The sequence below is a fragment of the Nonomuraea purpurea genome, from assembly GCF_042650645.1.
Taxonomy (GTDB): Bacteria; Actinomycetota; Actinomycetes; order Streptosporangiales; family Streptosporangiaceae; genus Nonomuraea; species Nonomuraea purpurea.
Window position 1 is genome coordinate 96,426 of record NZ_JBHSBI010000038.1, and the last position, 23,773, is coordinate 120,198.

A 23,773-nucleotide genomic window follows, 5' to 3' on the forward strand; every position below is an offset into this window, starting at 1 on the left:
CACCGTGGCGGCGTGAGCGATGCAGGGAGCGGTCGCCGTGAGTTTGCTCACGCACCGCCCCCGGTCAGGCGGCGGCATCGACGTACGCACCGCCCAGCCTGCAACTCAGCCTGCATCCTGCCCAAACCTCCACGATATGTAATCACAACACTACCAAGAGTTTACATTTTCGAGTGGAACATGCGAGCGAAAATATCCGCCGGACACCGACACTGTCCTCCTCAACCCGCGTTCCGGAGCCCCGCCACCGCATCACCGCGTCCGCCCGACTCGGTCGACCCAGAATCCCGACATCTTGGCGGAGGGCCCAACCGACCACCCCCAACCTCCCCGGCAGCAATCCCAGCGGCATCTCTGCGGCGCTCAACCAGCCAACTCTGGCATCCCAGCAGCGGCCCAGCCTGCACCGATCTCGGCATCTCAGTGAGGACTCAGTCGACCGGTCTCGGCATCTCGGCGCAACCAAGCCGGTCGGCACGGTAACCAGGGCTTCGATGCGGCCCAGCCAGCACCGGGCCAGTACCTCAGCGCAGCTCAGCAAGCGCCCGAGGCCTACAGCTCAGCCGGCCAGCGTGAAAAGGCCTGCTTCGGCCCTCGGGCGGTCGTACCGCTCCTCAACTCGTCCAGAACCCTCCACACGCGGGGTGTTGAGACACATGGGCGCTCTCCTGGCCCTCCCGTCGCAGCCCCTTGCTGAGCCGCCGTCGGTCTGTCAGAGGGTGCCGCAGCGGCGGACGGTGAGGAGGGCCAGGGCGCGGGTGACCTCGTGGAGCTCCCGCAGGTCGACCTGTTCCCTCGGCGCGTGCGCGAACCGTACGTCGCCGGGCCCGTAGTGCAGGGTCGGGATCCCGCCCGCCGCGTACAGCCGCAGATCGCTCCCGTACGGCGCCGCAGACTCGGCGGGAGCCCGGCCCGTGACGTCGGCCACCGCCCGTGTGACCTCGTCGAGCAGCACGTGCCCCGCGGGCAGCCGGCCGCTGGCGAACTGGCCGCCCGGCCACGTGACCACCGGTGGGTGCTCCCGCAGCCAGGGGTGCGCGACGCCGGCGATCGTCTCCTCGAAGGCGGCCCTGGCCGGCGCCGGGTCCTCGTCGAGCCGGACCCCGAGCCGCCCCTCGGCGATCAGCAGGTCGGGCACGCTGCTGGCCCAGTCGCCCGCACGCACGGCGCCGACCTCGATCGGGTACGGCATCGGGTTGCCCGCGAAGACGCCGGGCACGTCGCTGTTGCGTTCGGCCTCCAGGCGTCTGATCGCCTCGAACACCGGCCAGAACACCTCGATCGCGCTGACCCCCTCGTAGCGCGTGGCGCCGTGGGCGGCCCGTCCGGCGATCTCCAGCCGGAACGTCAGCGCCCCCGCGTTGGCCGTGATGACCGCGCCGCTGGTCGGCTCGGTGATGACCGCGGCCTCGGCCGTGTGGCCTCTGGCCAGGGTGGCGAACGCGCCGAGCCCGCCGTCCTCCTCGCTGATCACGCAGTGGACAGCCAGCGGCCTGGCCAGCCTGACCCCGGACCTGCGCAGCGCCCTGGCGACGGCCAGGTTGGCGACGAGCCCGGCCTTCATGTCGCAGGCGCCCCTGCCGTGGAGTACGTCGCCGGTGATCCGGGCGGCGAACGGGTCGCTGCCCGCCCATTTGGCCAGGTCGCCGGTGGGGACGACGTCGACGTGGCCCTGAAGCGCCAGCGCGGGCGGCCCCTCGCCCGCGCTCACGGCGGCGACGCCGTACCCCTCGGCCCTGGGCGCCTCGGTGCCGGGGAAGCCGGGACGGCCGGTCAGGTCGGCGAGGTCGAGCTTCCAGACGTCGACGTCCATGCCCGCCTCGGTGAGCAGGCGGGCGAAGCGGTGCTGCAGGTCGGACTCGGCGTCGGAGCCGGTGATGCTGGGCACGCTGACGGTCTCGGCCAGCAACCGGACGGTTTCGGCCGCGTCGATGGCATTGAGAACCCGGGCTTCCGCGTCGCTCATGGTGCACACCTTCTCATGCGGCACCGACAACGTCGGCGGGGGCTGCCCTTAGCAGGGGGCGGTGATCCGGATGTCGCGGAACCGCACGGCGAAGCCCTTGCCGACGGGGGCGGCGGCCATGGCGCCGGCCAGCACCGGGCCGCCGGGCGGTAAGTAGGCCAGGCGGAGCATGGCCCGCGGCGGCTCGTCGTTCAGCCCGTAGCGCACGGTCACCGCGTCGCCCGCGCGCTCCAGCTCGAACGTCACCCGCTCGGCCAGGACCTCCACCGGCAGCACCGACCAGTCCGAGAACGAGCGGGTCACGACCGTGCTGAGGTGGAATCCGCCGTCGACGTACTCCACGCCCGCCTTGATCCAGTTCTCCTGGTCGATCCTGAGCACGGCTCCGGCCTGGTCGTACTGCTCGGCGTAGTCGCCGGAGAAGGTCACCGTGAGCCGCAGGTCGCCGGTGGCGGGCCGGGCGAAGATGTGGGCGGTGTCGTAGGTGTAGCCGTAGTGGGTCTTGCGCCACAGGTCGGTGCCGGGGTCGCAGAACAGGCTGAGGCCGTCGTCGGCGGTCCATTGGCGCGGGGCGTTCAGCCATTGCCAGCCCGTCTCGCCGAAGGCCATGATCATGACCTCATCCTGTCACGGCGGGGACCGGCCGGATAGGAGCGCCGACCGTCCCGGGGCCTCTCCCGCGGCTCGTAAACTTGGGCCTGTGGTAGAGCCCAAGTTCGAGATTCAGATGCTGCACGACCGGGTCATGATCCGGCTGGAGCAGGAGGCCGAGGAGCGGCGCAGCGGCTCCGGGATCGTCATCCCCGCGACGGTCAAGATGGCCAACCGCCTGGCCTGGGGCGAGGTCTGCGGCGTCGGCACGAACGTACGCTCGGTCAAGGTGGGCGACAAGGTGCTGTTCAACCCGGAGGAGCAGTACGAGGTGGAGGTGCACGCCAAGGTCTACCTGGTGATGCGCGAGCGCGACCTGCACGCCGTGGCCACCCAGGAGACCGACCACGGCACCGGCCTATACCTTTGAGTTCCTGGTGAAAGAGAGCCAGAGTTCTCCCGACCACGTCTTGGCGGGCACGTCCGCCAGAATGCGCGTGGTCTTCCCGTCGAGGTCGAGCACCACCAGCCTGTAGGCGTTCCCGTGGGCCATGGCGGCGATGAGGTGGCTCTCGTCCCACCAGCCGAACATCGCCTCAGGACGGACGTCGATCCGCCGGACGATCCTGCCTGCGGCCGGGTCGATCAGGCAGACCTGCTCCTTGAAGCGCGACGGGCACCACGTGGTCAGCCGCTTGCCCGAGGGCGCGAACGAGTCCTCGGGCCCTGTCGGCCGGCCGATGCCCGCGTAGGTGCGCACGACCGCGCCGTCGTCCGGCCGGTAGATGCGCAGGCCCGTACCGTGCATCGAGACGAGGTTGCCGTCGGGGCTCCACCAGAAGCCGGCGTTCGGGGGCAGGCCGGTGACTCGGACGGTGCGCGCGCTCTTGGCGGCCACGTCGACCACCGTGAACCCGATCACCCGCCACTTTCCCGCCTCCTTGTGCTCGACCGTGAGGGCGACCTTCTTGCCGTCGCGCGACCACGAGGCGTAGGAGGCGGTCTGCGGCTTTTTGACCGTGCGGATCCTGCTGGTGGCGCCGGAGACCCGGTCGGTGACGACCAGGGTGTCATAGCCCGACCGGTACGACGTGGGCACGCCCGCCGTCAGCCGGCCGCCGGGGGCGACGGAGATCTCGGAGAGGGTCTTCTCCCAGGCGAAGCCGTCGCCGGTCGTGGACCTGAGGTAGGTGCGCTTGGTGCCGAGACCGTAGGCGGTCAGGCGTACCGGATCTCCCGCTTTTTCACGGTATTTCACGCCAGAAGTGCCCGGGAGGGCCAGATCCGCGCGGGCGGCCACCGGCAACGCGGCCTGGCCGGAAAGCGTCAGGGACAGTGCGAGGGCGATTTCGGCGATCACGCCCCGCAGAATAGAGCGCGGAATCCCGGGTTTTCCCGCGCGATAACCACCGGGTCTAGATGAACCGCCGGGCGATCTCGATGACGTCGACGCCGATCGTCAGCAGCCCGCAGTACACGATCACCGCGGCCGCGGCCGCGGTGACGATGAACACGACGATGCGGACGAACCAGCCCTGCAGCTTGTACCACTCCGTCCAGGCGTGCAGCGTCCGCTTGCCGAACTCCAGCACCTTGTGCGCCCAGTGGAACTCCGTCGCCAGCACCGCCAGCCCCGCGAACACCACCAGCCACCCCGGCCCGGGGAGCGGCACCATGATCAGACCGCCCACCACCATGATGGTGCCGATCACGCCGATCACGATCTTCAGCGTGAGCGCGCCCGTCCGGGTGGACCTGACGCCGTCAAGCCATCCGTGGATGCCCGTACGACGCTCGGGCACGCTAGAACGGCCGGCGGCCTCGTCCTTCATCACGTCGGCGTCGCCGGTGTCGGAGTTCTGAATCTGCACAATTCCCCCCGGCAGTCGGTGTGCCACCCAGGATACGGTCCGGCTCCCGTGGTCAGTTGCAGGCGACGAGCAAACCACCAAACGCGACGGGGGGTAAAATTTCATGCCTGAACAGGCTTCTTGCGGCAAACATCGGTTAATGTCGGCTATGCCCGAGGTTCTGCTCCGTACCGTCACAGGTCCTGTACGCGCGGCCGCCGTCAACGGCGCCGTGCTCCCCCACGAGCACCTGCGCACCGACATGCGCTGGGCGGTCGGCATCGACTCCGACCCGCACCGCTGGCTCGACGAGGAGACGACCGTCACCGCCGAACTCCGCGAGCTGCGGCAGTCCGATCAGCTCGGCCTGGTGGTCGAACTCTCCTGCATGGGCATGGGCCGCGACGCCGCCACCCTGGCCCGCGTCGCGGCGGGCAGCCGGGTGCCGGTGATCGCCTCGACCGGGCTGTTCGCCCAGCCGTTCACGAACGTGGACGACTCCGACGTGGACACCCTCACCAGGCTGCTGCTGGAGGACATCCTCAACGGCATCGACGGCACGGGGGTCTTCCCCGGCGTGATCGGCGAGGTCGGCTCCTGGGGCGCCGAGCTGACGCCGCGCGAGGAGCGCTGCCTGGTGGCCGCCGCCCAGGCCTCCTCGCAGTCGCGCCTGCCCGTCGCCACCCACGGCCAGAACGGGCTGGACCTGCTGGAGATCCTCCTCGGCCAGAACCTGCCGGGCCCCCGTGTGGCCGTCGGCCTGTCGGGCTCGGACCCGGCCACCGCCAGGAAGATCGCCGAAACCGGGGCGTACGTGTCCCTGAGCTCCCTCGGCGCAGGCCCGGACCAGGCGGCCAGGACCGCGCTCGCCCTCATCGAGGACGGCCACGCCGAACGCCTGCTGCTCAGCACCGGGCTCAACCGGGTGAGCCAGGTCCAGCGGTACGGCGGCCCCGGCTACGCCCACCTGTTCCACGCCCTGCTGCCGCGCCTGCGCGAGGCCGGGACCGGCGAGGACACCATCCGCCTGATCACCCACGACAACCCGCTGCGCTGGCTGACCAGCGGACTGAGCTGACCGCGCCCTATCTTCTCGAGGTCGCCCCAATCAAGATCATCTTCTGGGGTCCGAACGGCCCGCGGGCGAGCCGCACGGTGTGAAAGCTCGCTAGGATCAAGCCTGTACGAGCCTGGGCCTGGTGGGGGATGGTGACCGAGCACACGCACAGGGGCGGCTGCCCGCCGCGCGGGAGCGATCGCCTGCGCCGGCCGCTCGCCGCCCTCTCCCGGCTGACCCGCCTCGGAGACATCCCGGTCGTGGTGATGCTGGCCTGGGCGGGCTGGCTGGCCGTCCCCTGGTCCTTCAACGGCCTCGCCCAGGCCCGCGCCGCCGCCGCGGCAGCCGCCGCCGACGCCGAACCCCCCGCCCTCCAAGCCGACTCCACCCACCAACCACCCGCCACACCACCTCGCCACTCCGCCGCCCTTGTGGGCGGCCACACCCCCTTAGGCCAACCCGACGGACCCCCATCCAGCGGTACGTCCCCGGGCGCCGTCGAGGCGCGATGGGCTGACGCGGAGGCCGGGCGTCGCGCGGCGTCGCCGTGGTGCATCCCCGCCGCGCACAGCGCCCACCTCACGACGGTCCGCCCCTCCCGCGAGCGCCCGACCCCTGCGGAAGGGACAACCGAACCTGCGCACTGGACGCCCAGGTTCGCGGGCGAGGCGGGCGGGGCGGATGTGGTGGCGTCGGAGCGGGCCAGGATCGCCGGGGAGGTGCATGACGCGGCCGGTCACGGGCTGGCGGCCATCGCCATGCAGGCCGGGATCGCGCTCGTCACCCTCGACGACGACCCTGAGCAGGCGCGGGCCTCGTTGCGGGCGATCCGGGAGACCAGTACGACGGCGCTCGCCCAGTTGCGGGCCGCGCTCGACGGGATCGACCCGCCGGGCGGCGACCTGCCGAGCCTCATCGAGGGCGTCCGGGCCGCCGGGCTGCCCGTGGACGTCGAACCCGCCGACCTCGTCGTGCCCTCCCACCTCCAGGGGACCGTCTACCGGGTGGTGCGCGAGTCGCTGACCAACGTACTGCGCCACGCCGGCCCGACCAGGGCGCTGGTCCGGGCGGGCGGAGAGCGGGAGGCGTTCATGCTGGAGGTGGCCGACCGGGGCGTGGGATGGACGGGCGCGGACGAGGGGCGCGGGCTGGCCGGGATGCGCGCCCGGGTCACGGAGGCCGGCGGCCACTTCGCCGCCGGACCCCGCGAAGGCGGCGGCTTCCGGGTGGTGGCCACGTTCCCGCAGGTCGCAACGTGACCCCTCATAACGGCCCCACACCTTCCGACGGCCCGTCCCCGCAGCAGACCCCGGCCCCGCCGGGCGGGGTGATCAGGGTGGCGGTGGCCGATGATCAGGCCGTGGTGCGGATGGGGTTGCGGGCGTTGCTGGAGCGGGAGCCCGGCATGGAGTGCGTCGGCGAGGCGGGTGACGGTGGCGCGGCGGTGGCGTTGATCCGGCGGACCCGTCCCGACGTGCTGCTCCTCGACATCCGCATGCCCGGCATGGACGGCCTGGCCGCGCTGCGGGCGATCGCGGGCGATCCGGAGTTGCGGGCCACGCGGATCGTCGTGGTGACGACGTTCGCCGTCGACGAGTACGTCTTCGCCGCCCTCCAGGCCGGGGCCAGCGGGTTCGTGCTCAAGGACAGCGCCCCCGACGAGCTGCTCAACGCCGTGCGCGTGGTGGCGGCCGGAGAGGCGCTGTTGTCACCGGCGATCACGCGCAAGGTCGTCGGCCTGTTCGGGCGGCACGGCGCCGAGCCGGTCGAGGGGATGGAGACGCTGACGCCCCGTGAGCGGGAGCTGGTGGCGTGGGTGGCCACCGGCAGGTCGAACGACGAGATCGCCAGGGAGTTGGTGATCAGCCCCGACACCGTGCGCACCCACGTCAGCCGCGCCATGGTCAAGCTCAGGGCGAGGGATCGGGCTCAGCTCGTGGTGTTCGCCATCCGAGCGGGCCTCGCCCCGCCGATCTGAGCCGATCCGGCACGAGCCCTCTTACCGCAGAAAGCCTTCGTAGTTGCGCTGCTGGAGCTGGGATTCGATCTGCTTGACCGTCTCGAGCCCCACCCCCACCATGATCAACACGCTGGTGCCGCCGAACGGAAAGTTCTGCTGGGTCCCGGGATCGCGCAGGATCGCGAACGCCACCAGCGGCAGCAGCGCCAGCGCCCCCAGGTAGACCGCCCCCGGCGCGGTCAGCCGGGACAGGACGAACGCCAGGTACTCGGCTGTCGGCCGCCCAGGCCGGATGCCGGGGACGAACCCCCCGAAGCGCCGCATGTTATCCGCCACCTCCACGGGGTTGAAGGTGATCGACACGTAGAAGTAGGCGAAGGCCGCGATGAACAGCACGTACACGATCATGTAGAGCGGATGCGTGCCGGAGGCCAGGTAGCGGGCGACCCACGCCTCCACCTCGCCGCCCGCCAGCGGCGCGACCAGCGTGGGCAGGTACAGCAGGGACGTGGTGAAGATGACCGGCACGATGCCCGCCTGGTTGACCTTCATCGGGATGTACGTGCTGCTCCCCCCGTACATCCGCCGTCCCAGCATCCTCTTGGCGTACTGCACCGGGATCCGCCGCTGCGCCTGCTCCACGAACACCACGGCCGCCACCAGGAACAGCCCCGACACGATCATCACCACGAACCCGAAGGGCGTGAGCACGAAGATCCTGGCCATGTAGCCGGGGAAGACGGCGACGACCTGGGTGAACATCAGGATGGACATGCCGTTCCCGATCCCCCGGTCGGTGATCAGCTCGCCCAGCCACATGACCACGCACGCGCCCGCGACCATGGTCATCACGATCACGAGGACGCCGAGCAGGCTGTCGTCCCGCAGCAGCGGCCGGGTGCAGCCGGGCAGGAGCTGTCCGGTGCGGGCCAGTGCGACGACCGTGCCCGCGTTCAGCACGGCGAGCCCGACGGTCAGGTAACGGGTGAACTGCGTGATCTTGGCCTGTCCCCGCTGCCCCTCCTTCCTGAGGGTCTCCAGCCGGGGCACGACCACGGCCAGGAGCTGCATGATGATGCTGGCCGTGATGTACGGCATGACGCCCAGCGCGAACACCGACAGTTGCAGCATCGCGCCCCCGCTGAGCATCTGCATCATGTCGAACACGCCGCCCTTGGCGGACCCCACGCACTCCCGCACGGCCACCACGTCCACGCCCGGCGACGGCAGGGTCTGCCCCAGGCGGAACAGGGCGATCAGCCCCAGTGTGAACAGCAGTTTCTTACGCAGCTCCGGCACCCGGAACGCCCTGGTCAAGACGGTCAGCATGGTCAAGGAGTCTGGCCGGGGACGCCCCGGGAGTCGTCCGCTGAGACGAGGCGTCGGTGTACGCAAATCCGCGTATACGGTGATCGCATGAGCACTGTGTGGGTGGTCAGCGGCCCGCCGGGGGCGGGCAAGTCCACGGTCGCGGCCGCGCTGCTGGAGCGCCTGTCCCCCGTGCCCGCCCTGCTCGACAAGGACACGGTGTACGGCGATTTCGTGGCCCAGGTCCTGCGTGACCATGGCAGGCCGGACGGCGAGCGCGAGGGTCCCTGGTATGACGAGCACGTCAAACGGCACGAATACGCGGGCCTGACCAGACTCGCCGGGCAGATCCGCGGCCACGGCTGCCCGGTGCTGCTCGACGGCCCGTTCACCGCCCAGGTGCACGACGCGGCCCGGTGGGAGCGGTGGGTGGCGGAGCTGGGCGGCCCGCAGGTGCGGCTGCTGTGGGTGCGTTCCGACGGCCCGACGCTGCTCGAGCGCCTGGTGACCAGGGGGTTCGGGAAGGACGCGGGCAAGCTGGCGGCCTTCGACGACTACCTGAGGAACATCCGGGTGGACGAGCCGCCGGTCGTCCCGCATCTGGAGATCGACAACCGGCGGGGCGCGCCGTCCGTGGGGGAACAGCTCACGGCGGCGGGCATACCGCGGTCGGCCGAGACGTGCCGGCGTCAAGCCACTCGGTAGTCCTCATCTCGCGCGTCCGTGATCGCCATGTGCCCCGGCAGATGGCCGATCGCGTACTCGACGCCGCTGGCCATGATCGCCGCCTGCGGCGTCACCCCGCACGCCCAGAACAGCGGCACCTCCCCCGTCCGCACCTCGACGGGGTCGCCGAAGTCCGGCTCGCCGAGGTCGCGGATCCCGATCGCGGCCGGGTCGCCGGTGTGCACGGGCGAGCCGTGCACCATCGGGTAGCGCCCGGTCACCTCGACGGCGACCGGGACGAGGTCGCGCGGCACCGGCCGCATCGACACGACCAGCGGCCCTGACAGCCGGCCCGCGGCCCTGCACGGTACGTTCGTGAGGTACATCGGCACGTTCGTCCCCATTTCCAGGTGCCGCACCGGCACCCCCTCGGCCAGCAGGGCCCGCTCGAAGGTGAAGCTGCAGCCGATGAGGAACGGCACCAGGTCCGCGCGCCACTCGGCCACCACGTCGTCGAGGTCGGCCACCGGCACGCCGTCGCGGTAGAGCCGGTATCCGGGCAGGTCGGTACGGAGGTCGCCGGGGAACAGCCGGGTGGCCCAGGCGCCGGGCTCTCCCACGTCGAGCACGGGGCACGCCTGGGGGTTGTGGTGGGCGAACAGCAGCAGTTCGTACCGCAGCGCCTTGGGCACGGCGATCAGGTTGGCCTGCGTCCAGCCCCGGCACCAGCCCGCGGTCGGCGCCCGCTGACCGGCGCGGAAGCGCTCCCGGGCCTGCGCGGGGCTCAGGTCGGCGACGTCCACTCCCTGACAGTACGCCTGCGCGCGGTCTTCGTGGGCAGCGGGTGGCGTCCGGCTCAGACGGCCCTGACCGGTTCGCGGGCGCGTTCGTCGTAGGTCTGCCTGGCGGTGAGGACGTCGTCGGCGTGCTCGCCGGCCCAGTCTCCGATCGCCCGCAGGACGCCCATGGCGCTGTGGCCGAGGCCGGTGAGCTCGTACTCCACGCGGGGCGGGATCGTCGGGTAGACGGTGCGGGTGACCAGGCCGTCGCGTTCCAGGGTGCGCAGATTCTGCGACAACATCTTCTGGGTGATGCCGTCGAGCATCCTGCGCAGCTCGTTGAACCGCCTGGGCCCGTCGAGCAGCGCGCCCATCACCAGCCCCGTCCACTTGCCGGTGAAGATGTCGAGCACGGTGCGGGGCTTGCAGGCGCGCAGGAACGCGTCGGCGCCGCCATACTTCCTGAGGTCGGGAAAGGTGGTATCCATCAGGTACCTGAATACCAAACAGGTGCCTTCTTCACAATGGGTACCGGCCGCGGCCAGCATGGGCGGCATGACAGAGAACATGCGTGCCATCGTTTATCGCTCCTTCGGCGAGCCCGAGGTGCTGGAGCTCGCCGAGGTGCCGCGGCCCGTCCCCCGACCGCACGAGGTGCTGGTGCGGGTGCGGGCCGCAGCGGTGAATCCGCCGGACTGGAAGCTGCGGCGCACCCCGTACCCGCCGGACTACACCGAGCCGCCCCTGATCCCCGGCTGGGACGTGTCGGGCGTCGTGGAGGAAATCGGCGGCTACGTCGGCCGATTCAAGCCCGGCGACGAGGTCTTCGGCATGGTCAACTTCCCCCTCTACGCCGGGGCCTACGCCGAGTACGTGGTGGCCAGGCCGCGGCAGCTGGCCCGCAAGCCGTCCGGCGTCGACCACGCGCGGGCGGCGGCGCTGGCGATGCCGGGGCTGACCGCATGGCAGGCTTTTTCCGACATCGCCGACGTCTCCTCCGGGCAGCGGGTGCTCGTCCACGCGGCGGCGGGCGGGGTCGGGCATATGGCCGTGCAGCTCGCCAAACTGCGCGGCGGGTACGTGATCGGCACGACTCGGGCGGCCAAGCACGCGTTCGTGCGCGGCCTCGGAGCGGACGAGGTGATCGACTACACCAGTGTCGACTTCGCCGACGCCGTGCCGGACGTGGACGTGGTGTTCGACCTGGTGGGCGGCGACTATCCGGCCCGGTCGCTGCCGGCGCTCCGGCCCGGGGGCGCGTTCATCGGGGCCGCGGGGATGACGCCCGCCGACGAGGCGGCGTACGCGGAGGCAGGGCTGCGGTTCGGCTCGTTCAGCGTGGAACCCGACCACGCCGCGCTGGCGGAGCTGGCCGCGCTGGCGGCGGACGGGAAGCTGGCCCCGCACGTGGACCGGATCTTTCCGCTGGCCGAGGCAGCCAAGGCGCACGCGCTGATCGAGAGCGGCGACTTCGTCGGCAAGCTCGTCCTGGAGATTTGACAGAATCCCTTCCGTCAACCTACGTTGACCCTCATCGGGTCAATCAAAGTTGACGCTCAGGGGTGTTCATGGATGCGTTGTCCGTCGCCGTCGCGGCGAACCTGCCGGTGATCCTTTGGGGAGCGCCGGGGACCGGGAAGACGTCGGCCGTGCAGGCACTCGGCGACCGGCTCGGGCTGCCGGTCGAGGTCGTGGTGGGCTCGATCAGGGAGCCGAGCGACTTCGCCGGGCTGCCGGTGCTGCGCGACGGGGAGACCTGGTTCGCGCCGCCCCGGTGGGCCACCCGGCTGGCCTCGGCCGGGTCCGGGATCCTCTTCCTGGACGAGCTCACCACCGCGCCGCCCGCCGTGCAGGCCGCGATGTTGCGGGTGGTGCTGGAGCGGGCCGTCGGGGACCTGGCGCTGCCGCCGTCGGTCCGCGTCGTGGCCGCGGCCAACCCTCCCGAGCAGGCGGCGGACGGGTGGGACCTGTCGGCGCCGCTGGCCAACCGGCTGATCCACCTGGACTGGACGGTCAGCGCCGCCTCCGTGGCGGAGGGCTTCACCGCCGGCTTCGCCGCTCCGCCCCCGATGCGGTGGGACCCCGACCCCGCCGGCCCGGCACGGGCGCGGGCCTTGGTGGGGGCGTTCCTGCGGGTACGGCCGGAGCTCGTGCTGGCGGTGCCCGACGGGGCCGCGCGCGGCTGGCCGAGCCCCCGTACGTGGGAGCTCGCGGCAACCGCCGTAGCCTGGACCTGGACCTGGGCCTCTGGGGCTGGAGCTGAGCGGGTGCGGGCCGAGCTGGTGATCGGGGCGGTCGGGGAGGCGGCCGGGTTCGAGTTCCTGTCCTGGCTGCGCGACCTCGACCTGCCCGATCCCGAGACGCTGCTCGCCGACCCGGCCGCGCCGCTGCCCGACCGGGTGGACCGGGTGCACGCCGTTCTGGGCTCGGTCGTCGCCCACGTGAGCGCCGACGGGGGCGCGGACTCCTGGCAGCGGGCCTGGACGCTCATCGGCCGGGTGGCCCGGCGCACCCCCGACGTGGCGGCCGGCGCGGCCCGCGCCCTGGCCGTCCGCCGCCCGCACGGCGCGGTCCTGCCCACGACGGTGCTGGAGCTGACGCCGATCCTCCGCTCCGCGGGACTCATGCCATGAACGCCCAGGAACGTTTCGCCGCGGCACGGCTCTGGGCCGCCGCGCGCGCCCCGTACCTCACCTCCGCCCTTTTCGCCCTCACCCCGCTGATCGACCCGGCCGCCTCGCCGCGCCTTCCCTCCGACGAGAACTGGAACGTCCACCTGAACCCCGGCTCCACCGCCGACACCCCCGTCCCCGAACTCGGCTGGTGGCTGCTCCACCAGGTCGGACACCTGCTCAGAGACCACCACACCCGCGCGGAGCCGTACCGGGACCAGACCCTGCGCTGGGACCGCGCCGCCGACGCCGAGATCAACGACGACCTGGAAGGCGCCCCCGCCGAGGCCGTCTCCCCCGACGCGCTCGGCCTCCCCGAGGGCCTGCTGGCCGAACGGTACGCCGACCTGCTGGACCTCATCGACGTGCCAGACCATCTGGTGGCCTGCGGCCGCGCCCCGTTCACCGGCCCGAGCGTCATGACCGCCCTGGAACGCGAGCTGCTCACCCGAGCCGTCGCCGCCGAGATCGACGCCAGGGGAACGGCCCCGGCCGGGTGGCGCCGCTGGGCCGAGACGACCCTCCGGCCGGAGGTGGACTGGCGGACCCTGCTGGCGGCCCTGGTGCGGCGCGGCCTGACGCAGGCGGCCGGGCGCGTGGACTTCAGCTACCGCCGCCCGTCCAGACGCGCCCCGTCCGCGCCGGGGATCGTCCTGCCCGCCCTGGTGCGCCCGCTCCTCCGCGTCCACGTCATCGTCGACACCTCGGGCAGCATCGCCGACGACACCCTGTCCCGGGCACTCGGGGAGCTGAACGGCATCCTGCGGGCGACCGGGAACCGCCGGGTCGACGTGACCTGCTGTGACGCGGCGGCCCACCCGGTCCAGCGGGTGCGGGACCTGGCCCAGGTCGAGCTGGTGGGCGGCGGCGGGACGGATCTGCGGCCGGGCTTCGAGGCCGCCGCCCGCGCCGACGTGGTGATCGTGCTGACGGACGGCGACACGCCGTGGCCGGAACGGCGGCCCCGCCCATACACCATGATCTGCCTCTTCGATGGCGGGGCGGCTCCAGAGTGGGCGAGTTCCGTCCGGATCAGGAGGGATGCGGCATGACGGACCGGCGCTGGCGGGTGGCGGGCTTCACCGCGGAGGAGGCGGCGGCGTGGCGGGAGGCCGGCGTGACCGAACCCGCCGACGCCCGCCTGTGGCGCACGGCCGGTGCCACGCCCGAGACGGTCATCACCTGGCAGCGGGCGGGGATGACGCCCGCGGACGCCGTCCGCTGGCACGAGTTGGGCGTCGCCCCGCACGACGCGGCCCGCAGGCAGTTGTCCGGCGAGCGCCCGAGCCGGGGGTCCTGGCCGGCACGACTGGCGCGGCTGGCCACTCCCCCGCCCGCCGACCTGGACCCCGGCCGCGCCGAGGCGCTGCGCCGACTGCTGCGGGCCGGCGTGCCCGCCGACGTGGCCCGCGTCTACGCCGACGCCGGTTGGGACGGCGCCGAGGCCGAGGCGTGGGCGCGGCGACGGGTGGACCAGGGGGACGCGCGGGTGTTCGCGGCGCTGGGGTTCACGGCGGCGGAGGCGGCGCGGCTCGGCCTGCCCGCTCTGGAGGTCATGGCCTCCTGGTGGGGCGCGGTCCCGTTGGCGGAGGTGGCCGCATGGTGCGCGGCGGGGCTCACTCCGCAGGAGGCCGCCGGACAGCGGGCGTCCGGGGTCACGGCGGCGCAGGCAGCCGTCCTGCGTGCCCTGTCGGATCGTTAGTACTCGACCTCGAAGGTGTGCGGCCCCAGGCCGTACCGGTCGCCGCGCGGCACCACGTACCCCTGCTCGATGAGCACCGCGATGCTCCTGCGCACGTCGTCCTCGCTCAGCCCGGAGGCCCGCACGAGCCCGTCGAGGCCGGCGCTGCCCGACTCGACCACCTTCGAGGCCACCGCCTCGTACACGTAGATGTCGATGTCCGACAGAGCCTGGACGTCGTGGCGTTCGATCATCATCATCGTTGTCTCGCTCCCTCCCTCAACCGGTACGGGTCGACCTCGCGGTCCGGGTGGCGGCGCAGGTATTCGGACTCCAGTTCGTTGGTCCGCGAGGTGTGCCGCGACAGCGCGTCGTCGGATCCGTGGAAGAAGGTGTCGCTTCGGGTGGCGTGCAGTTGCCTCAGCTCGCGTACGAGATCATCCTCGCTGAGCTGGGCCGGATCTATTCCCATCGTCGTCATGGGTTCCCCCTACCCCGGAGATCCCCCGACAATATCTGTCACAATTCCTGACATATAGGCATTGTTTGGAAGAGAGCGCCGCCTTACCTTCCCGTTATGGACCTCGAGCTCAGGCACCTCAGGATCGTCCGCGCGGTCGCGGACGCGGGAAGTGTGAGCAAGGCGGCGTCCCTGCTCGGGCTGGCCCAACCGGCACTGACCGCCCAGCTCAAACGTATCGAGCGGGTGCTCGGCGGCGCCCTGTTCGAACGCGACCGCCACGGCGCCAGGCCCACCCGCCTCGGCGAGCTGGTACTCGCCAGGGCCAGAGTCTTACTCCCCGCAGCCAAGGAGCTACAGGAAGAAGCCGTACGATTCGCGCACACCCCCTCACCCGGATTCCGCATCGGCGCCACCAACGGCCCCATACTCGGCGGCCTGGTCGACCGGCTCGCCACCGAACGGAAGGTCAGCACGTACACGTCCTGGTCGACCCACGAACTGACCAACATGGTCGAACTCGGCCGGCTCGACTACGTGCTGACCGGCGCGTGCGGCGACTCCGGCACCCCCACCGGCGCCCTGCTATGGGAGACGATCAGCATCGACCCCGTCTTCTGCCTCGTCGCCGACTCCCACCCCGTCGCCAAGGAGAAGGAGGTGGAACTGGCCGATCTCGCCGCCGAACAATGGGCGGTCACCCCCGGTGACGGCTGCTTCGCGGACTGCTTCGCGATGGCGTGCGCGCGGGCCGGCTTCACACCAGGAACGATCTACGAAACCGACGTGCCCACCTGCACCCACCTGGCCCAGGTCGGCCGCGCCGTGGTGCTCTGCCAGGCCACCCACCAGTCCGCGCAGGGCCTGACCATGGTCCCGATCGCCGGGGCACCCCTGCGCTGGCGGCAACTCCTCGGCCGCCACCCCACCACACCCGAAGCCGCGTGGGTGGTGGCGCAGGCCAAACAGGCGCACATGGACGCGGTACGCCGCAGCCCGGTCTACTACGACTGGCTGGTACGCAACCCAGGCTACGGCACCGCTCCATAACCCAACGAGAGGGGCAAACCCGCACTCCTCCACTCCCAGGCCGCCGTCACGTCCCAGCAGCCAGGAGTGAGCAACGCTCCGCGACCCGACGCTGATCGCGACCGCGATCGGCGCGTCAGCCATGACGGCATCCAGCCCCCTTCGGACGTATGCCGTCACCTTGCATAAAGAACCAACGACGCCCAAGACAGGCGCCCCCGGATCACCACGAGCAACATGAACACCGGCACATCCGCGTACTACCGGTCCTTCTCCCACTGTCCGCCTTCGGCTGATCCCGTCCCCCTGGGCACCGAGACCCGAATATGATCGTCCTGGACTCCGACAACGCTGGTCGGCATGGAATGATGTCGGTGGAAGCCCGTCTTCCGCACAGCACGGCACCATGAGCGGATCCGATGCTCTAACCTTAGCTTGCGCGAGGGCTCGGGCATGATCCTCTCGGTGCCAGACAACTTCATCCAGGGGCGGTAGCTCAGCCGGTCAGAGCATCGGACTCATAATCCGTGGGTCGTGGGTTCAAGTCCCACCCGCCCTACTCTCGAATACCGCGTCCGACCTGGGTTTTCTCGGTTCTCGCCTGCCTTCGATCACGTTGTTGATCATGGTTGGTTGCTCGGTGGTTGCTCTTGTGTACGGACCGTGTATCGCGGTAGATCGTTTAGGCGACCACCGTGTGCGGTGCCAAAACGCGGACACTGCTGGTGAGCTGGCCGTTTGCCGGACGGTCAGGCTGCTCTGCGGTACTCGCTAATCAGCCCAGTGACGGTCCTCCGGCGGTGGATCTGGGCGGCTACGTCGATCACTTCGCTGGGGTCGTGCAACGGAGGGCGGAGGGAGCGGCCCTGACGCGGGCGATGATGGTTGAAATGGTGTTCGTACTCGGTCAGGACCTTGCGCAGGTGCCGCTCGCCATAGATGAGCAGGTGATCGAGGCACTCTCGGCGTAGTGTTCCCACGAATCGTTCGGCGAACGCGTTCGCTCGCGGGGACCGGACGGGCGTCTTGATGACCCGCACACCGGCGGCGGCGAACACCTCATCGAACAAGCGGGAGAACTTGCCGTCACGATCGCGGATGAGAAACCTGAAGGTGCCGGCGCGTTCGCCCAGGTCCATCAGCAGGTTCCGGGCTTGCTGGGTCGTCCATGCGCCCGTTGGGTTGGCGGTGACGTCCAGCAGGTGTACACGGCGTGTCTCGATCTCCATGACGAAGAAGACGTACAGTCGTTTGAGGAACACGGTGTCGACGTGCAGAAAGTCGCAGGCCAATACGCCGGAGGCTTGCGAAGTGAGGAACTGTCGCCAGGTCGGTGACGCCTGACGTGGCGCTGGACCGAGGCCGGCCACGGCGAGGATCCGGCGGATGGTGCCCTCCCCGATTCGATGGCCGAGGCCGAGCAGTTCGCCGTGAATCCGCCGGTGCCCCCATCGGGGATTTTCTCTGGCCAACCGGATCACCAGCTCACGCAGCTCGTCCGGGATCGGTGGACGTCCAGCTGTGTTGGGGAAGGTCCAGCGTTGGCTGACCAGGCGGCGGTGCCAGGCCAGCAAGGTGCCCGGCGTCACGATCCGATGGAGGCGAAGCCGCATGGGGAGCAGTCGCGCCAGTGCGGCCGGGAGACTTGACGACGCAGGACGGCGACCTCATGACGCAGCACCAAGATCTCTACGTCCTTGGAGGCGTCGCCCCGCGAGAGAAGTGTCAACCAGCCGAACAACCGGACCATCAGCAGATACAGCAGGCGTAGGAACATGAGTGCTGAGGATAGAAGGCCCGGTCAGATGCCATGGACGAGTTTTGGCACTGCACACGATGTCGTCGACGGGAAGATCACCCACCTCTACGCCATCCGCAACCCGGACGAACTCCTCGCACTGACGGTTCCGCGTCAGATCAGCCGGTAGGAGTCGGCAGCCGCAGCGCAGTAAGTCGCGATCGCGCATGTCTGGCGCAAGCGAAGGTGCCGCCGCAGAAGCGGGGCGGCAGGCGATCGACGAACGCCTCTCCGTCTCCTCTGCGCGTGTTGACCCATTCGACTGAAAGATGACCAAGGAGTTGACCATGACCGATACCCAGGTAGTGATCGCCGGAGCAGGGCCGACCGGGCTGATGCTCGCGTGCGAGCTGGGGCTCGCCGGGATCGATGTGCTCGTCCTTGAGCGGCTCCCGCAGCCTCGAACGGTGGAATCGCGGGCCGGAGCCCTGCACATCCGCACGATGGAAATGCTCGATCAGCGGGGCCTGCTCGACGGGTTCCTCGAGCGCGGACGGCCGCGGCGGGACATGCATTTCTCCGGACTCGGTCTCGACCTATCCGATATGGCGACGCGATATCCGTACGCACTGCTCATCTTGCAGGCCGAGGTGGAACGGCTGCTGGAGGAGCGCGCGGCGCAGTTGGGGGTACGGCTGCGCCGCGACGCCGAGGTGACGGGGTTCTCCCAGGACGAGACGGGCGCCACGGTGGAGCTCGCGGACGGGTCGCGCGTCCGGGCGGACCACCTCGTCGGCTGCGACGGGGGCCGCAGCACTGTGCGCGGGCTCGCCGGCATCGCCTTCCCCGGCACCCCGGCCACGATGACCGCGATGCTCGGCGACGTCGAGCTCGCCGAGCCGCCCGCGGCCGACATCTTCCAGGAGCGGCGCGAGCACGGCAGATTCTCGGTGCTGTCCTACGGTCCGGACTACCGGGTGCTGACCAACGAGTTCGATCACGTGGCTGGCCGGGACGAACCGGTGACCCTGGAGACCCTCCGCAAGTCCTTGCTCAAGATTGCCGGGACGGATTACGGGATGCACTCGCCGCGCTGGCTCTCCCGGCACGGCGACGCGGCACGCCAGGCCGACCGTTACCGCGTGGGCCGGGTCCTGCTGGCCGGCGACGCCGCGCACATCCACTTCCCGGCAGGCGGCCAGGGCCTGAACACCGGTGTGCAGGACGCGGTCAACCTCGGCTGGAAGCTCGCCGCCGTCGTCCGCGGCCAAGCCCCGGACCTGTTGCTCGACACCTACCAGGCAGAACGCCACCCGGTCGCCGCCCGCGTCCTGCACAACACCCGCGCCCAGACCGCCCTCTGGCGGGTGGACGATCACACCTCCGCTCTGCGCGAGGTGCTGGGCGATCTCATCGGCATCGACGAGGTACGGCTGCGCCTGGCCGGTATGATCACCGCGACCGACACCAGGTATCCGATGGAGGGGACGGACGACCTCCTCGGCAGGCGGATGCCGGATCTCGACCTCGAACACGGTCGCGTCTACGAACTGCTGCACCGCGCTCGCGCGGTTCTGCTGGATCTCGGTGGTCTCCCGCCGCTCGCCGCCGTCGTGACCGGCTGGGCGGACCGAGTCGATCTCGTCCGCGCCCATCCTGCGAAGGGCTCCGACCTCGGCGCGGACGCCGTACTCATCCGTCCCGACGGACACGTCGCCTGGGTCACCCGCGCCGGCGAGCAGCCAGACCTGGACGCTCTCCGGGCCGCCCTCACGACGTGGCTCGGCCCCGCTGGTCTTCACGGTGCGCACGATGGGTAGCCGCAGAAGATCCCGGTCGGCGGCCGCGTCCAGCCGTATCCCCAGAAGCTCTCGTCCGATCTGCCGAGCTGGCGCCGCTCGGACGCCGTCCGGACGCGCGACCTCTCCTTCCGCGCCGGCCGGACGAGCGGACGTCACGGCTGGCTCATCGGCGGGAAGGCGTTCGACCCCGCCCGCACCGACGTCACCACCCGCCTCGGCGACATCGAGGCCTGGCGGCTGATCGCCGACATCCACCACCCCGTCCACCTGCACCTGGTCGGCTTCCGGGTGCTCTCACGCGGCGGCAAGGCCCCGCTGCCCCACGATGCGGGTCTCAAGGACACCATCTCGCTACGGCCAGGCGAAGCAGCCGAGATCATCACTCGCTTCGACGGCTACCCCGGCCGCTACCTCTTCCACTGCCACAACGCCGAACACGAGGACATGGGAATGATGGCCAACCTTGAGGTCATCTGACCCACAACGAATGAATGGAACCAGGACAAGTGAGCGAAACCGAACTCAGAAATCACATCGACAAGCTAGCCGAAGGCGTCCGAAACAAAGACATCGAAGGCTTGAAGCAGCTCTACGCCACGGACATCGTCTCCTTCGACGTCGAGCCGCCACTCCAGCATGTAGGGAGAGACGCGAAGCTGAAGAACTGGGCGAACGTGTTCGCGGTCTTCGAGGAAGTGACCTATGAGGTTCGCGGCCTGAAGCTCACCGTGGGCGAGGGTGTGGCGTTCGGGCATTGCTTCGCCCGACTCGCCGGCACCTTGAAAGGCGGGACCTCGACGGACGGAATGTGGGTCCGAGGCACATTCTGCTTCCGAGAAATCGCCGGCACCTGGCTGATCACGCACGACCAGATCTCCGTTCCGCTCGACATCCCGAGCGGCCAGGGAGTGACCGACCTCGAACCCTGACAGAGATGATGTCGGTGAGCACCTCCCACCGGGTCTGACTCAGCCCTGACTGACTTCGGGTCTTCAACGGGATCTGTCGGCCCTGGCTGGGAGGTTGCTCGTATGCACGCACCGTGCGTGGCGTTGTGACGTCAGGAGGTTGGGATGCCAAGGAGTAACAAGGTCGGGCACGAGGACGACATCCCAATCCTGCGGGCCGAGCTCTATGACGACGTCACCGCGATGGACGGCAGGTTCATCCGCGACGTCGCGATCGGCGGCCCTGCTCGGCACCATCACCGCGGCGGAGTTCGGCCAGTTCGGCACCACTGACCGGCTGGATGCGGGCCGTCTGGCCGGAGCACAGGTGGAGAACGACCGTGTCGCCGTCCATGACGGCGCTGGTGTAATCGAGGGCTCGGCGGCGGGTTGGAGGCCGCCGGATTGATCAATCGTCGCGAGAGCCGCCGCTGGTCGCCGCGACACTGATCCGGCTCAACGACCCCGGGTCAGAGCCTCGGCCGGGAGGCCTTCTTCGAGCAGAACAGACAGTTAGGCCGTGTCCCGTGATCATGTGACGGGGTCCCGGAGCCAGATCCGGATCGAGGCGATATCGAGGGTGCCCTGGTAGATGCGCTCGCGCTTGTCGGAGCGCGTGGCCACGGCCCGGTGAGCTTTGAATCGGTTGATGTCGCATTCCACGGCATGGCACTGGGTGTAGAACCAGGGATCGAAGCCTGGGGAAGCCGAGCCACAAGCGCACCGCCCCCGCCTTGGCTTGAGACTGAACTCATGATTAGTATGCTAATCATGAGTTCAGTTCGTTCGGGCGACTCTTCTTCCGCAGACCTGACCGCGCGGGCCAAGATCCGCAACGCCGCCCTCGCCCACTTCGCTCGCGAGGGTTTCCAGAAGGCCAATCTGCGCGCCATCTCGGCGGACGCGGGGGTTAGCGTCGGCCTGATCTTTCACCACTTCGGAAACAAGGAGGGACTGCTGCGCGCCTGTGACGAGTACGTACTGAGCGCCCAGACCAGAAGGGCGCGCACCGCAGGGCGCCCCGCCGGGGCGGGAATGCATGACCTCCACCGCGAATACCTGTCGGACCCCGAGGAGTACCGGCTCCAGGCGCAGTACATGGCCCGCGCGATTCAAGAGGACACACCCGCCGCCATCACGTTCGTGAACGCGATGGTCGCGGAATCCGAAGATGTCTTCAGGGCCGGAGCCGCCGACGGCACGATGCGTCCGTCCTCCGATCCTCGAGCGCTGGCGGCGCTGAGCATCCTGATCAGCCAGGCCGTGCTGACCCTGCCGCCACCTTTGGCGCGTTTCCTGGGCCATGAGCAGTTCGGCCCCGACGTGCTGCGCCGTCTGACCGTGCCCATGCTCGAGCTCTACACCCACGGCCTGTACACCGACGACACGCTCCTGAAGGCCGCCCAGGATGCGTGGAATGACGCGCGACCACCCCAACCAGACAAGGACTGAGCAACATGGGCATCACCCTTCCGGCGTTCACACCAGCACAGAACAGCCTGTGGCTAACCCTTTGCGGCCGGGCACTCGACAGCCGACTGCCGCACCCCTTCCTCGCCGACACGATGGCCGACGAAATCGTCAGCAAGGTCGGATACGACCTCGCCAAATTCCCCTTGCTCAAGAGCAAACTCTTCGACATCGCGATGCGGGCCAAGAAACTTGACGAGGTGGCGCGCGACTTCATCGCCCGCCACCCCGACGCGGTCGTACTGGATCTGGGAGCCGGGCTGGACAGCAGGGTCTTCCGCGTCAACCCGCCGGCCACCGTCGACTGGTACGACGTCGACTTCCCCGAGATCGTCGCCATCAGACGACAGGTAATACCGCAGCGCGCCAACGCCCACGGCATCGGGGCGGACCTGAATGACGAGCAGTGGCTGAACCAGCTCCCCTCCGACCGGCCTGCCATGATCGTCGCCGACGGCCTGGTGCCGTTCCTCACCCAGGACGGCCTCGTGTCCCTGCTGACCCGGCTCACCAGCCACTTCACCGGTGGGGAACTGGCGTTCAACGGCTACCCCAAACTCGCCGTCTGGGTGGTCAAGCACTATCCCCGCGCCTTCGGCTCCATCGCCGACGGGGTGGTTAATCCCGGCTTCGACGACCCTCTCGAACCCGAACGCTGGGTTCCTGGCCTGAAGCTCGTCGAGGAGAGCTTCCCCACGCGAACCCCCGAAGCAGCGCAACTGCCGCTGGGCATACGCCTGGTAGGCAGCCTGGTCAGCGGCCTGCTGTCACGTAGCCCGGCGACATTCCGGCGAGTGAGCACCACGGTGCTGCGCTACCGCTTCTAGACTAGCCGTGTTCCGTGATCACATGACGGGGTCCCGGAGCCAGATCCGGATCGAGGCGACATCGAGAGTGCCCTGGTAGATGCGCTCGCGCTTGTCGAAGCGGGTGGCCACAGCCCGATACTGGCGGAGCTTGTTGACGCAGCGCTCAACGGTGTTGCGCTCCTTGTACCGCTCAGCGTCGAAGTTGGGCGGGCGTCCTCCGGCCGAGCCCCGCTTGAGGCGGTTGGCCTTCTGATCCTCCTTGACGGGGATGACCGCCTGAATACCGTGTCTGCGCAGGTAGGCGCGATTTCCCCGCGAGGAGTACGCCTTGTCGCCCATCGCGCGGGCGGGCCGCTTGCGCGGCCTGCCCAGCCCGCGCCGCCGGAAGCGGATGGACTCCATCAGCGGGATGAAGCGGGGCGAGTCACCGTGCTGGCCAGGGCTGGTGAGCCGGGCGATCGGGCGGCAGCGCCGGTCGGCGACCAGGTGAATCTTGGTGGACAGACCACCTCGGGAGCGTCCCAGCGCCTCCCGGCTCGACGTCACCCGTTCGTGATCTTTATCGGCCCCTTTGAAGGGATGTCCAGGGCCGGGGCATGCCGTGCCCCGGCCGCGTGCTGGTGGGCGCGTACCACCGTGGAGTCGGCGCTGACCGTCCAGTCCTCGCCCTCGGCCTCATCGCACCCCGCCCGTAGCTCATCGAGGATCCGTGCCCAGGTCCTATCCAGTGACCAGCGGCGATGCCGGTTGTAGGCCGTTATCCACTTCCCGTAGCAGGGGTCCCAGTAGCAATGAAGAAATTTTCAACGAAGTAACGTCTGACCTGCGATAACGCAGGAGTCTTCGACTGGTGTCTCGGTTTGATCACGGTGTTGGATCAAGACTAAGTGATCTGAGTTGTAAATCCTTCGGGGGTTATGCGGCAGTGTCCAGTACGGCAGGCTGATGGTCGCAGTGATCGTGCTGCTGGAGGTTGTGCTCTTTCTGT

Annotated in this window: 28 protein-coding genes and 1 tRNA gene; 17 read left to right on the forward strand and 12 right to left on the reverse strand. The window is 69.8% G+C overall.

Annotation, left to right across the window (positions count from 1 at the left end; translation table 11 throughout):
- Positions 1-712: 712 nt before the first annotated feature.
- Positions 713-1,966 carry an ArgE/DapE family deacylase gene (locus ACFOY2_RS47370; RefSeq protein ID WP_379534736.1) on the reverse strand — a complete coding sequence of 418 codons (1,254 nt, stop codon included), beginning with the start codon at positions 1,964-1,966 and terminating at the stop codon, positions 713-715.
- Between the two features lie 48 nt (positions 1,967-2,014).
- A complete protein-coding gene (locus tag ACFOY2_RS47375; RefSeq protein WP_379534737.1) occupies positions 2,015-2,581 on the reverse strand; it encodes a DUF1349 domain-containing protein in 567 nt (188 codons plus the stop codon).
- Between the two features lie 85 nt (positions 2,582-2,666).
- Here ACFOY2_RS47375 and ACFOY2_RS47380 point away from each other — a divergent pair, with 85 nt between their 5' ends.
- Positions 2,667-2,987: a GroES family chaperonin gene (locus tag ACFOY2_RS47380; protein WP_357805505.1), complete on the forward strand. Its 321-nt coding sequence runs from the start codon at positions 2,667-2,669 to the stop codon at positions 2,985-2,987.
- Here the strand turns inward: ACFOY2_RS47380 and ACFOY2_RS47385 are convergent.
- Both ACFOY2_RS47385 and ACFOY2_RS47390 read right to left on the reverse strand, forming a co-directional pair.
- On the reverse strand, positions 2,976-3,917 hold the full coding sequence (locus ACFOY2_RS47385; protein WP_379534738.1) for a hypothetical protein: 942 nt from the start codon (positions 3,915-3,917) through the stop codon (positions 2,976-2,978). The genes ACFOY2_RS47380 and ACFOY2_RS47385 overlap by 12 nt on opposite strands.
- Before the next feature lie 55 nt (positions 3,918-3,972).
- Positions 3,973-4,428, reverse strand: coding sequence for a TIGR02611 family protein (locus ACFOY2_RS47390; protein ID WP_379534739.1), 456 nt, complete (start codon positions 4,426-4,428; stop codon positions 3,973-3,975).
- 148 nt (positions 4,429-4,576) lie between these two features.
- On the opposite strand from ACFOY2_RS47390, the gene ACFOY2_RS47395 reads away from it, so the two are divergent.
- The 3 genes from ACFOY2_RS47395 (at position 4,577) to ACFOY2_RS47405 (ending at position 7,442) form a co-directional block, all read left to right on the forward strand.
- The gene (locus ACFOY2_RS47395) at positions 4,577-5,485 is read left to right on the forward strand and encodes a phosphotriesterase family protein (protein ID WP_379534740.1); all 909 of its coding nucleotides are present in this window, start codon (positions 4,577-4,579) and stop codon (positions 5,483-5,485) included.
- Positions 5,486-5,613: 128 nt separating this feature from the next.
- Positions 5,614-6,723, forward strand: a complete 1,110-nt coding sequence (locus ACFOY2_RS47400) for a sensor histidine kinase (RefSeq protein ID WP_379534741.1) — start codon at positions 5,614-5,616, stop codon at positions 6,721-6,723.
- Positions 6,724-6,791: 68 nt separating this feature from the next.
- Positions 6,792-7,442 (forward strand): response regulator, encoded by a 651-nt coding sequence (locus tag ACFOY2_RS47405; protein WP_379534760.1) that lies wholly within the window; start codon positions 6,792-6,794, stop codon positions 7,440-7,442.
- A gap of 21 nt (positions 7,443-7,463) precedes the next feature.
- Here the strand turns inward: ACFOY2_RS47405 and secY are convergent, their stop codons facing one another.
- Positions 7,464-8,753: a preprotein translocase subunit SecY gene (gene secY, locus ACFOY2_RS47410; RefSeq protein ID WP_379534742.1), complete on the reverse strand. Its 1,290-nt coding sequence runs from the start codon at positions 8,751-8,753 to the stop codon at positions 7,464-7,466.
- Between the two features lie 87 nt (positions 8,754-8,840).
- Here secY and ACFOY2_RS47415 point away from each other — a divergent pair, with 87 nt between their 5' ends.
- Complete coding sequence (locus ACFOY2_RS47415; RefSeq protein ID WP_379534743.1) at positions 8,841-9,437, forward strand: AAA family ATPase; 597 nt, start codon at positions 8,841-8,843, stop codon at positions 9,435-9,437.
- Here the strand turns inward: ACFOY2_RS47415 and ACFOY2_RS47420 are convergent.
- Positions 9,422-10,201 carry a putative hydro-lyase gene (locus ACFOY2_RS47420; protein ID WP_379534744.1) on the reverse strand — a complete coding sequence of 260 codons (780 nt, stop codon included), beginning with the start codon at positions 10,199-10,201 and terminating at the stop codon, positions 9,422-9,424. The genes ACFOY2_RS47415 and ACFOY2_RS47420 overlap by 16 nt on opposite strands.
- A gap of 53 nt (positions 10,202-10,254) precedes the next feature.
- Complete coding sequence (locus ACFOY2_RS47425) at positions 10,255-10,665, reverse strand: winged helix-turn-helix transcriptional regulator (protein ID WP_379534745.1); 411 nt, start codon at positions 10,663-10,665, stop codon at positions 10,255-10,257.
- A 67-nt stretch (positions 10,666-10,732) separates the two neighbouring features.
- On the opposite strand from ACFOY2_RS47425, the gene ACFOY2_RS47430 reads away from it, so the two are divergent.
- From ACFOY2_RS47430 to ACFOY2_RS47445, 4 genes are all read left to right on the forward strand, one after another.
- Positions 10,733-11,677, forward strand: coding sequence for an NADP-dependent oxidoreductase (locus ACFOY2_RS47430; protein WP_379534746.1), 945 nt, complete (start codon positions 10,733-10,735; stop codon positions 11,675-11,677).
- Between the two features lie 68 nt (positions 11,678-11,745).
- Entirely contained in the window at positions 11,746-12,810 is a 1,065-nt protein-coding gene (locus ACFOY2_RS47435; protein ID WP_379534747.1) for an AAA family ATPase, read from the forward strand.
- Positions 12,807-13,901 carry a vWA domain-containing protein gene (locus tag ACFOY2_RS47440; protein WP_379534748.1) on the forward strand — a complete coding sequence of 365 codons (1,095 nt, stop codon included), beginning with the start codon at positions 12,807-12,809 and terminating at the stop codon, positions 13,899-13,901. The genes ACFOY2_RS47435 and ACFOY2_RS47440 overlap by 4 nt, the downstream gene beginning before the upstream one ends.
- Positions 13,898-14,551: a hypothetical protein gene (locus tag ACFOY2_RS47445; protein ID WP_379534749.1), complete on the forward strand. Its 654-nt coding sequence runs from the start codon at positions 13,898-13,900 to the stop codon at positions 14,549-14,551. The genes ACFOY2_RS47440 and ACFOY2_RS47445 overlap by 4 nt, the downstream gene beginning before the upstream one ends.
- On the opposite strand, the gene ACFOY2_RS47450 is transcribed toward ACFOY2_RS47445, so the two are convergent.
- On the reverse strand, positions 14,548-14,790 hold the full coding sequence (locus ACFOY2_RS47450; protein ID WP_379534750.1) for a hypothetical protein: 243 nt from the start codon (positions 14,788-14,790) through the stop codon (positions 14,548-14,550). The two genes, ACFOY2_RS47445 and ACFOY2_RS47450, sit on opposite strands and share 4 nt — an antisense overlap.
- Positions 14,787-15,011 carry a DUF6158 family protein gene (locus ACFOY2_RS47455; RefSeq protein ID WP_379534751.1) on the reverse strand — a complete coding sequence of 75 codons (225 nt, stop codon included), beginning with the start codon at positions 15,009-15,011 and terminating at the stop codon, positions 14,787-14,789. The genes ACFOY2_RS47450 and ACFOY2_RS47455 overlap by 4 nt, the downstream gene beginning before the upstream one ends.
- A 96-nt stretch (positions 15,012-15,107) precedes the next feature.
- On the opposite strand from ACFOY2_RS47455, the gene ACFOY2_RS47460 reads away from it, so the two are divergent.
- Entirely contained in the window at positions 15,108-16,040 is a 933-nt protein-coding gene (locus ACFOY2_RS47460; protein WP_379534752.1) for a LysR family transcriptional regulator, read from the forward strand.
- A 464-nt stretch (positions 16,041-16,504) separates the two neighbouring features.
- Positions 16,505-16,578: transfer RNA gene (locus ACFOY2_RS47465), tRNA-Ile, on the forward strand.
- 190 nt (positions 16,579-16,768) lie between these two features.
- Here the strand turns inward: ACFOY2_RS47465 and ACFOY2_RS47470 are convergent.
- A complete protein-coding gene (locus ACFOY2_RS47470; protein ID WP_379534753.1) occupies positions 16,769-17,608 on the reverse strand; it encodes an integrase core domain-containing protein in 840 nt (279 codons plus the stop codon).
- Positions 17,605-17,796, reverse strand: coding sequence for a hypothetical protein (locus ACFOY2_RS47475; protein WP_379534754.1), 192 nt, complete (start codon positions 17,794-17,796; stop codon positions 17,605-17,607). The genes ACFOY2_RS47470 and ACFOY2_RS47475 overlap by 4 nt, the downstream gene beginning before the upstream one ends.
- A 308-nt stretch (positions 17,797-18,104) precedes the next feature.
- Here ACFOY2_RS47475 and ACFOY2_RS47480 point away from each other — a divergent pair, with 308 nt between their 5' ends.
- The 6 genes from ACFOY2_RS47480 to ACFOY2_RS47505 all read left to right on the forward strand — a co-directional run bounded on the left by ACFOY2_RS47480 (position 18,105) and on the right by ACFOY2_RS47505 (position 22,803).
- Entirely contained in the window at positions 18,105-19,577 is a 1,473-nt protein-coding gene (locus ACFOY2_RS47480; protein ID WP_379534755.1) for an FAD-dependent monooxygenase, read from the forward strand.
- 147 nt (positions 19,578-19,724) lie between these two features.
- Complete coding sequence (locus tag ACFOY2_RS47485; protein WP_379534761.1) at positions 19,725-20,036, forward strand: multicopper oxidase domain-containing protein; 312 nt, start codon at positions 19,725-19,727, stop codon at positions 20,034-20,036.
- A gap of 29 nt (positions 20,037-20,065) precedes the next feature.
- A complete protein-coding gene (locus ACFOY2_RS47490; protein WP_379534756.1) occupies positions 20,066-20,488 on the forward strand; it encodes a YybH family protein in 423 nt (140 codons plus the stop codon).
- 144 nt (positions 20,489-20,632) lie between these two features.
- Positions 20,633-20,800 (forward strand): hypothetical protein, encoded by a 168-nt coding sequence (locus ACFOY2_RS47495; protein WP_379534757.1) that lies wholly within the window; start codon positions 20,633-20,635, stop codon positions 20,798-20,800.
- Positions 20,801-21,277: 477 nt separating this feature from the next.
- Positions 21,278-21,958: a TetR family transcriptional regulator gene (locus ACFOY2_RS47500; RefSeq protein ID WP_379534758.1), complete on the forward strand. Its 681-nt coding sequence runs from the start codon at positions 21,278-21,280 to the stop codon at positions 21,956-21,958.
- Positions 21,959-21,963: 5 nt separating this feature from the next.
- Positions 21,964-22,803, forward strand: coding sequence for a class I SAM-dependent methyltransferase (locus tag ACFOY2_RS47505; protein ID WP_379534759.1), 840 nt, complete (start codon positions 21,964-21,966; stop codon positions 22,801-22,803).
- A gap of 18 nt (positions 22,804-22,821) precedes the next feature.
- Here the strand turns inward: ACFOY2_RS47505 and ACFOY2_RS47510 are convergent, their stop codons facing one another.
- The gene (locus ACFOY2_RS47510; RefSeq protein WP_379534762.1) at positions 22,822-23,445 is read right to left on the reverse strand and encodes an IS5 family transposase; all 624 of its coding nucleotides are present in this window, start codon (positions 23,443-23,445) and stop codon (positions 22,822-22,824) included.
- Positions 23,446-23,773 lie beyond the last annotated feature (328 nt).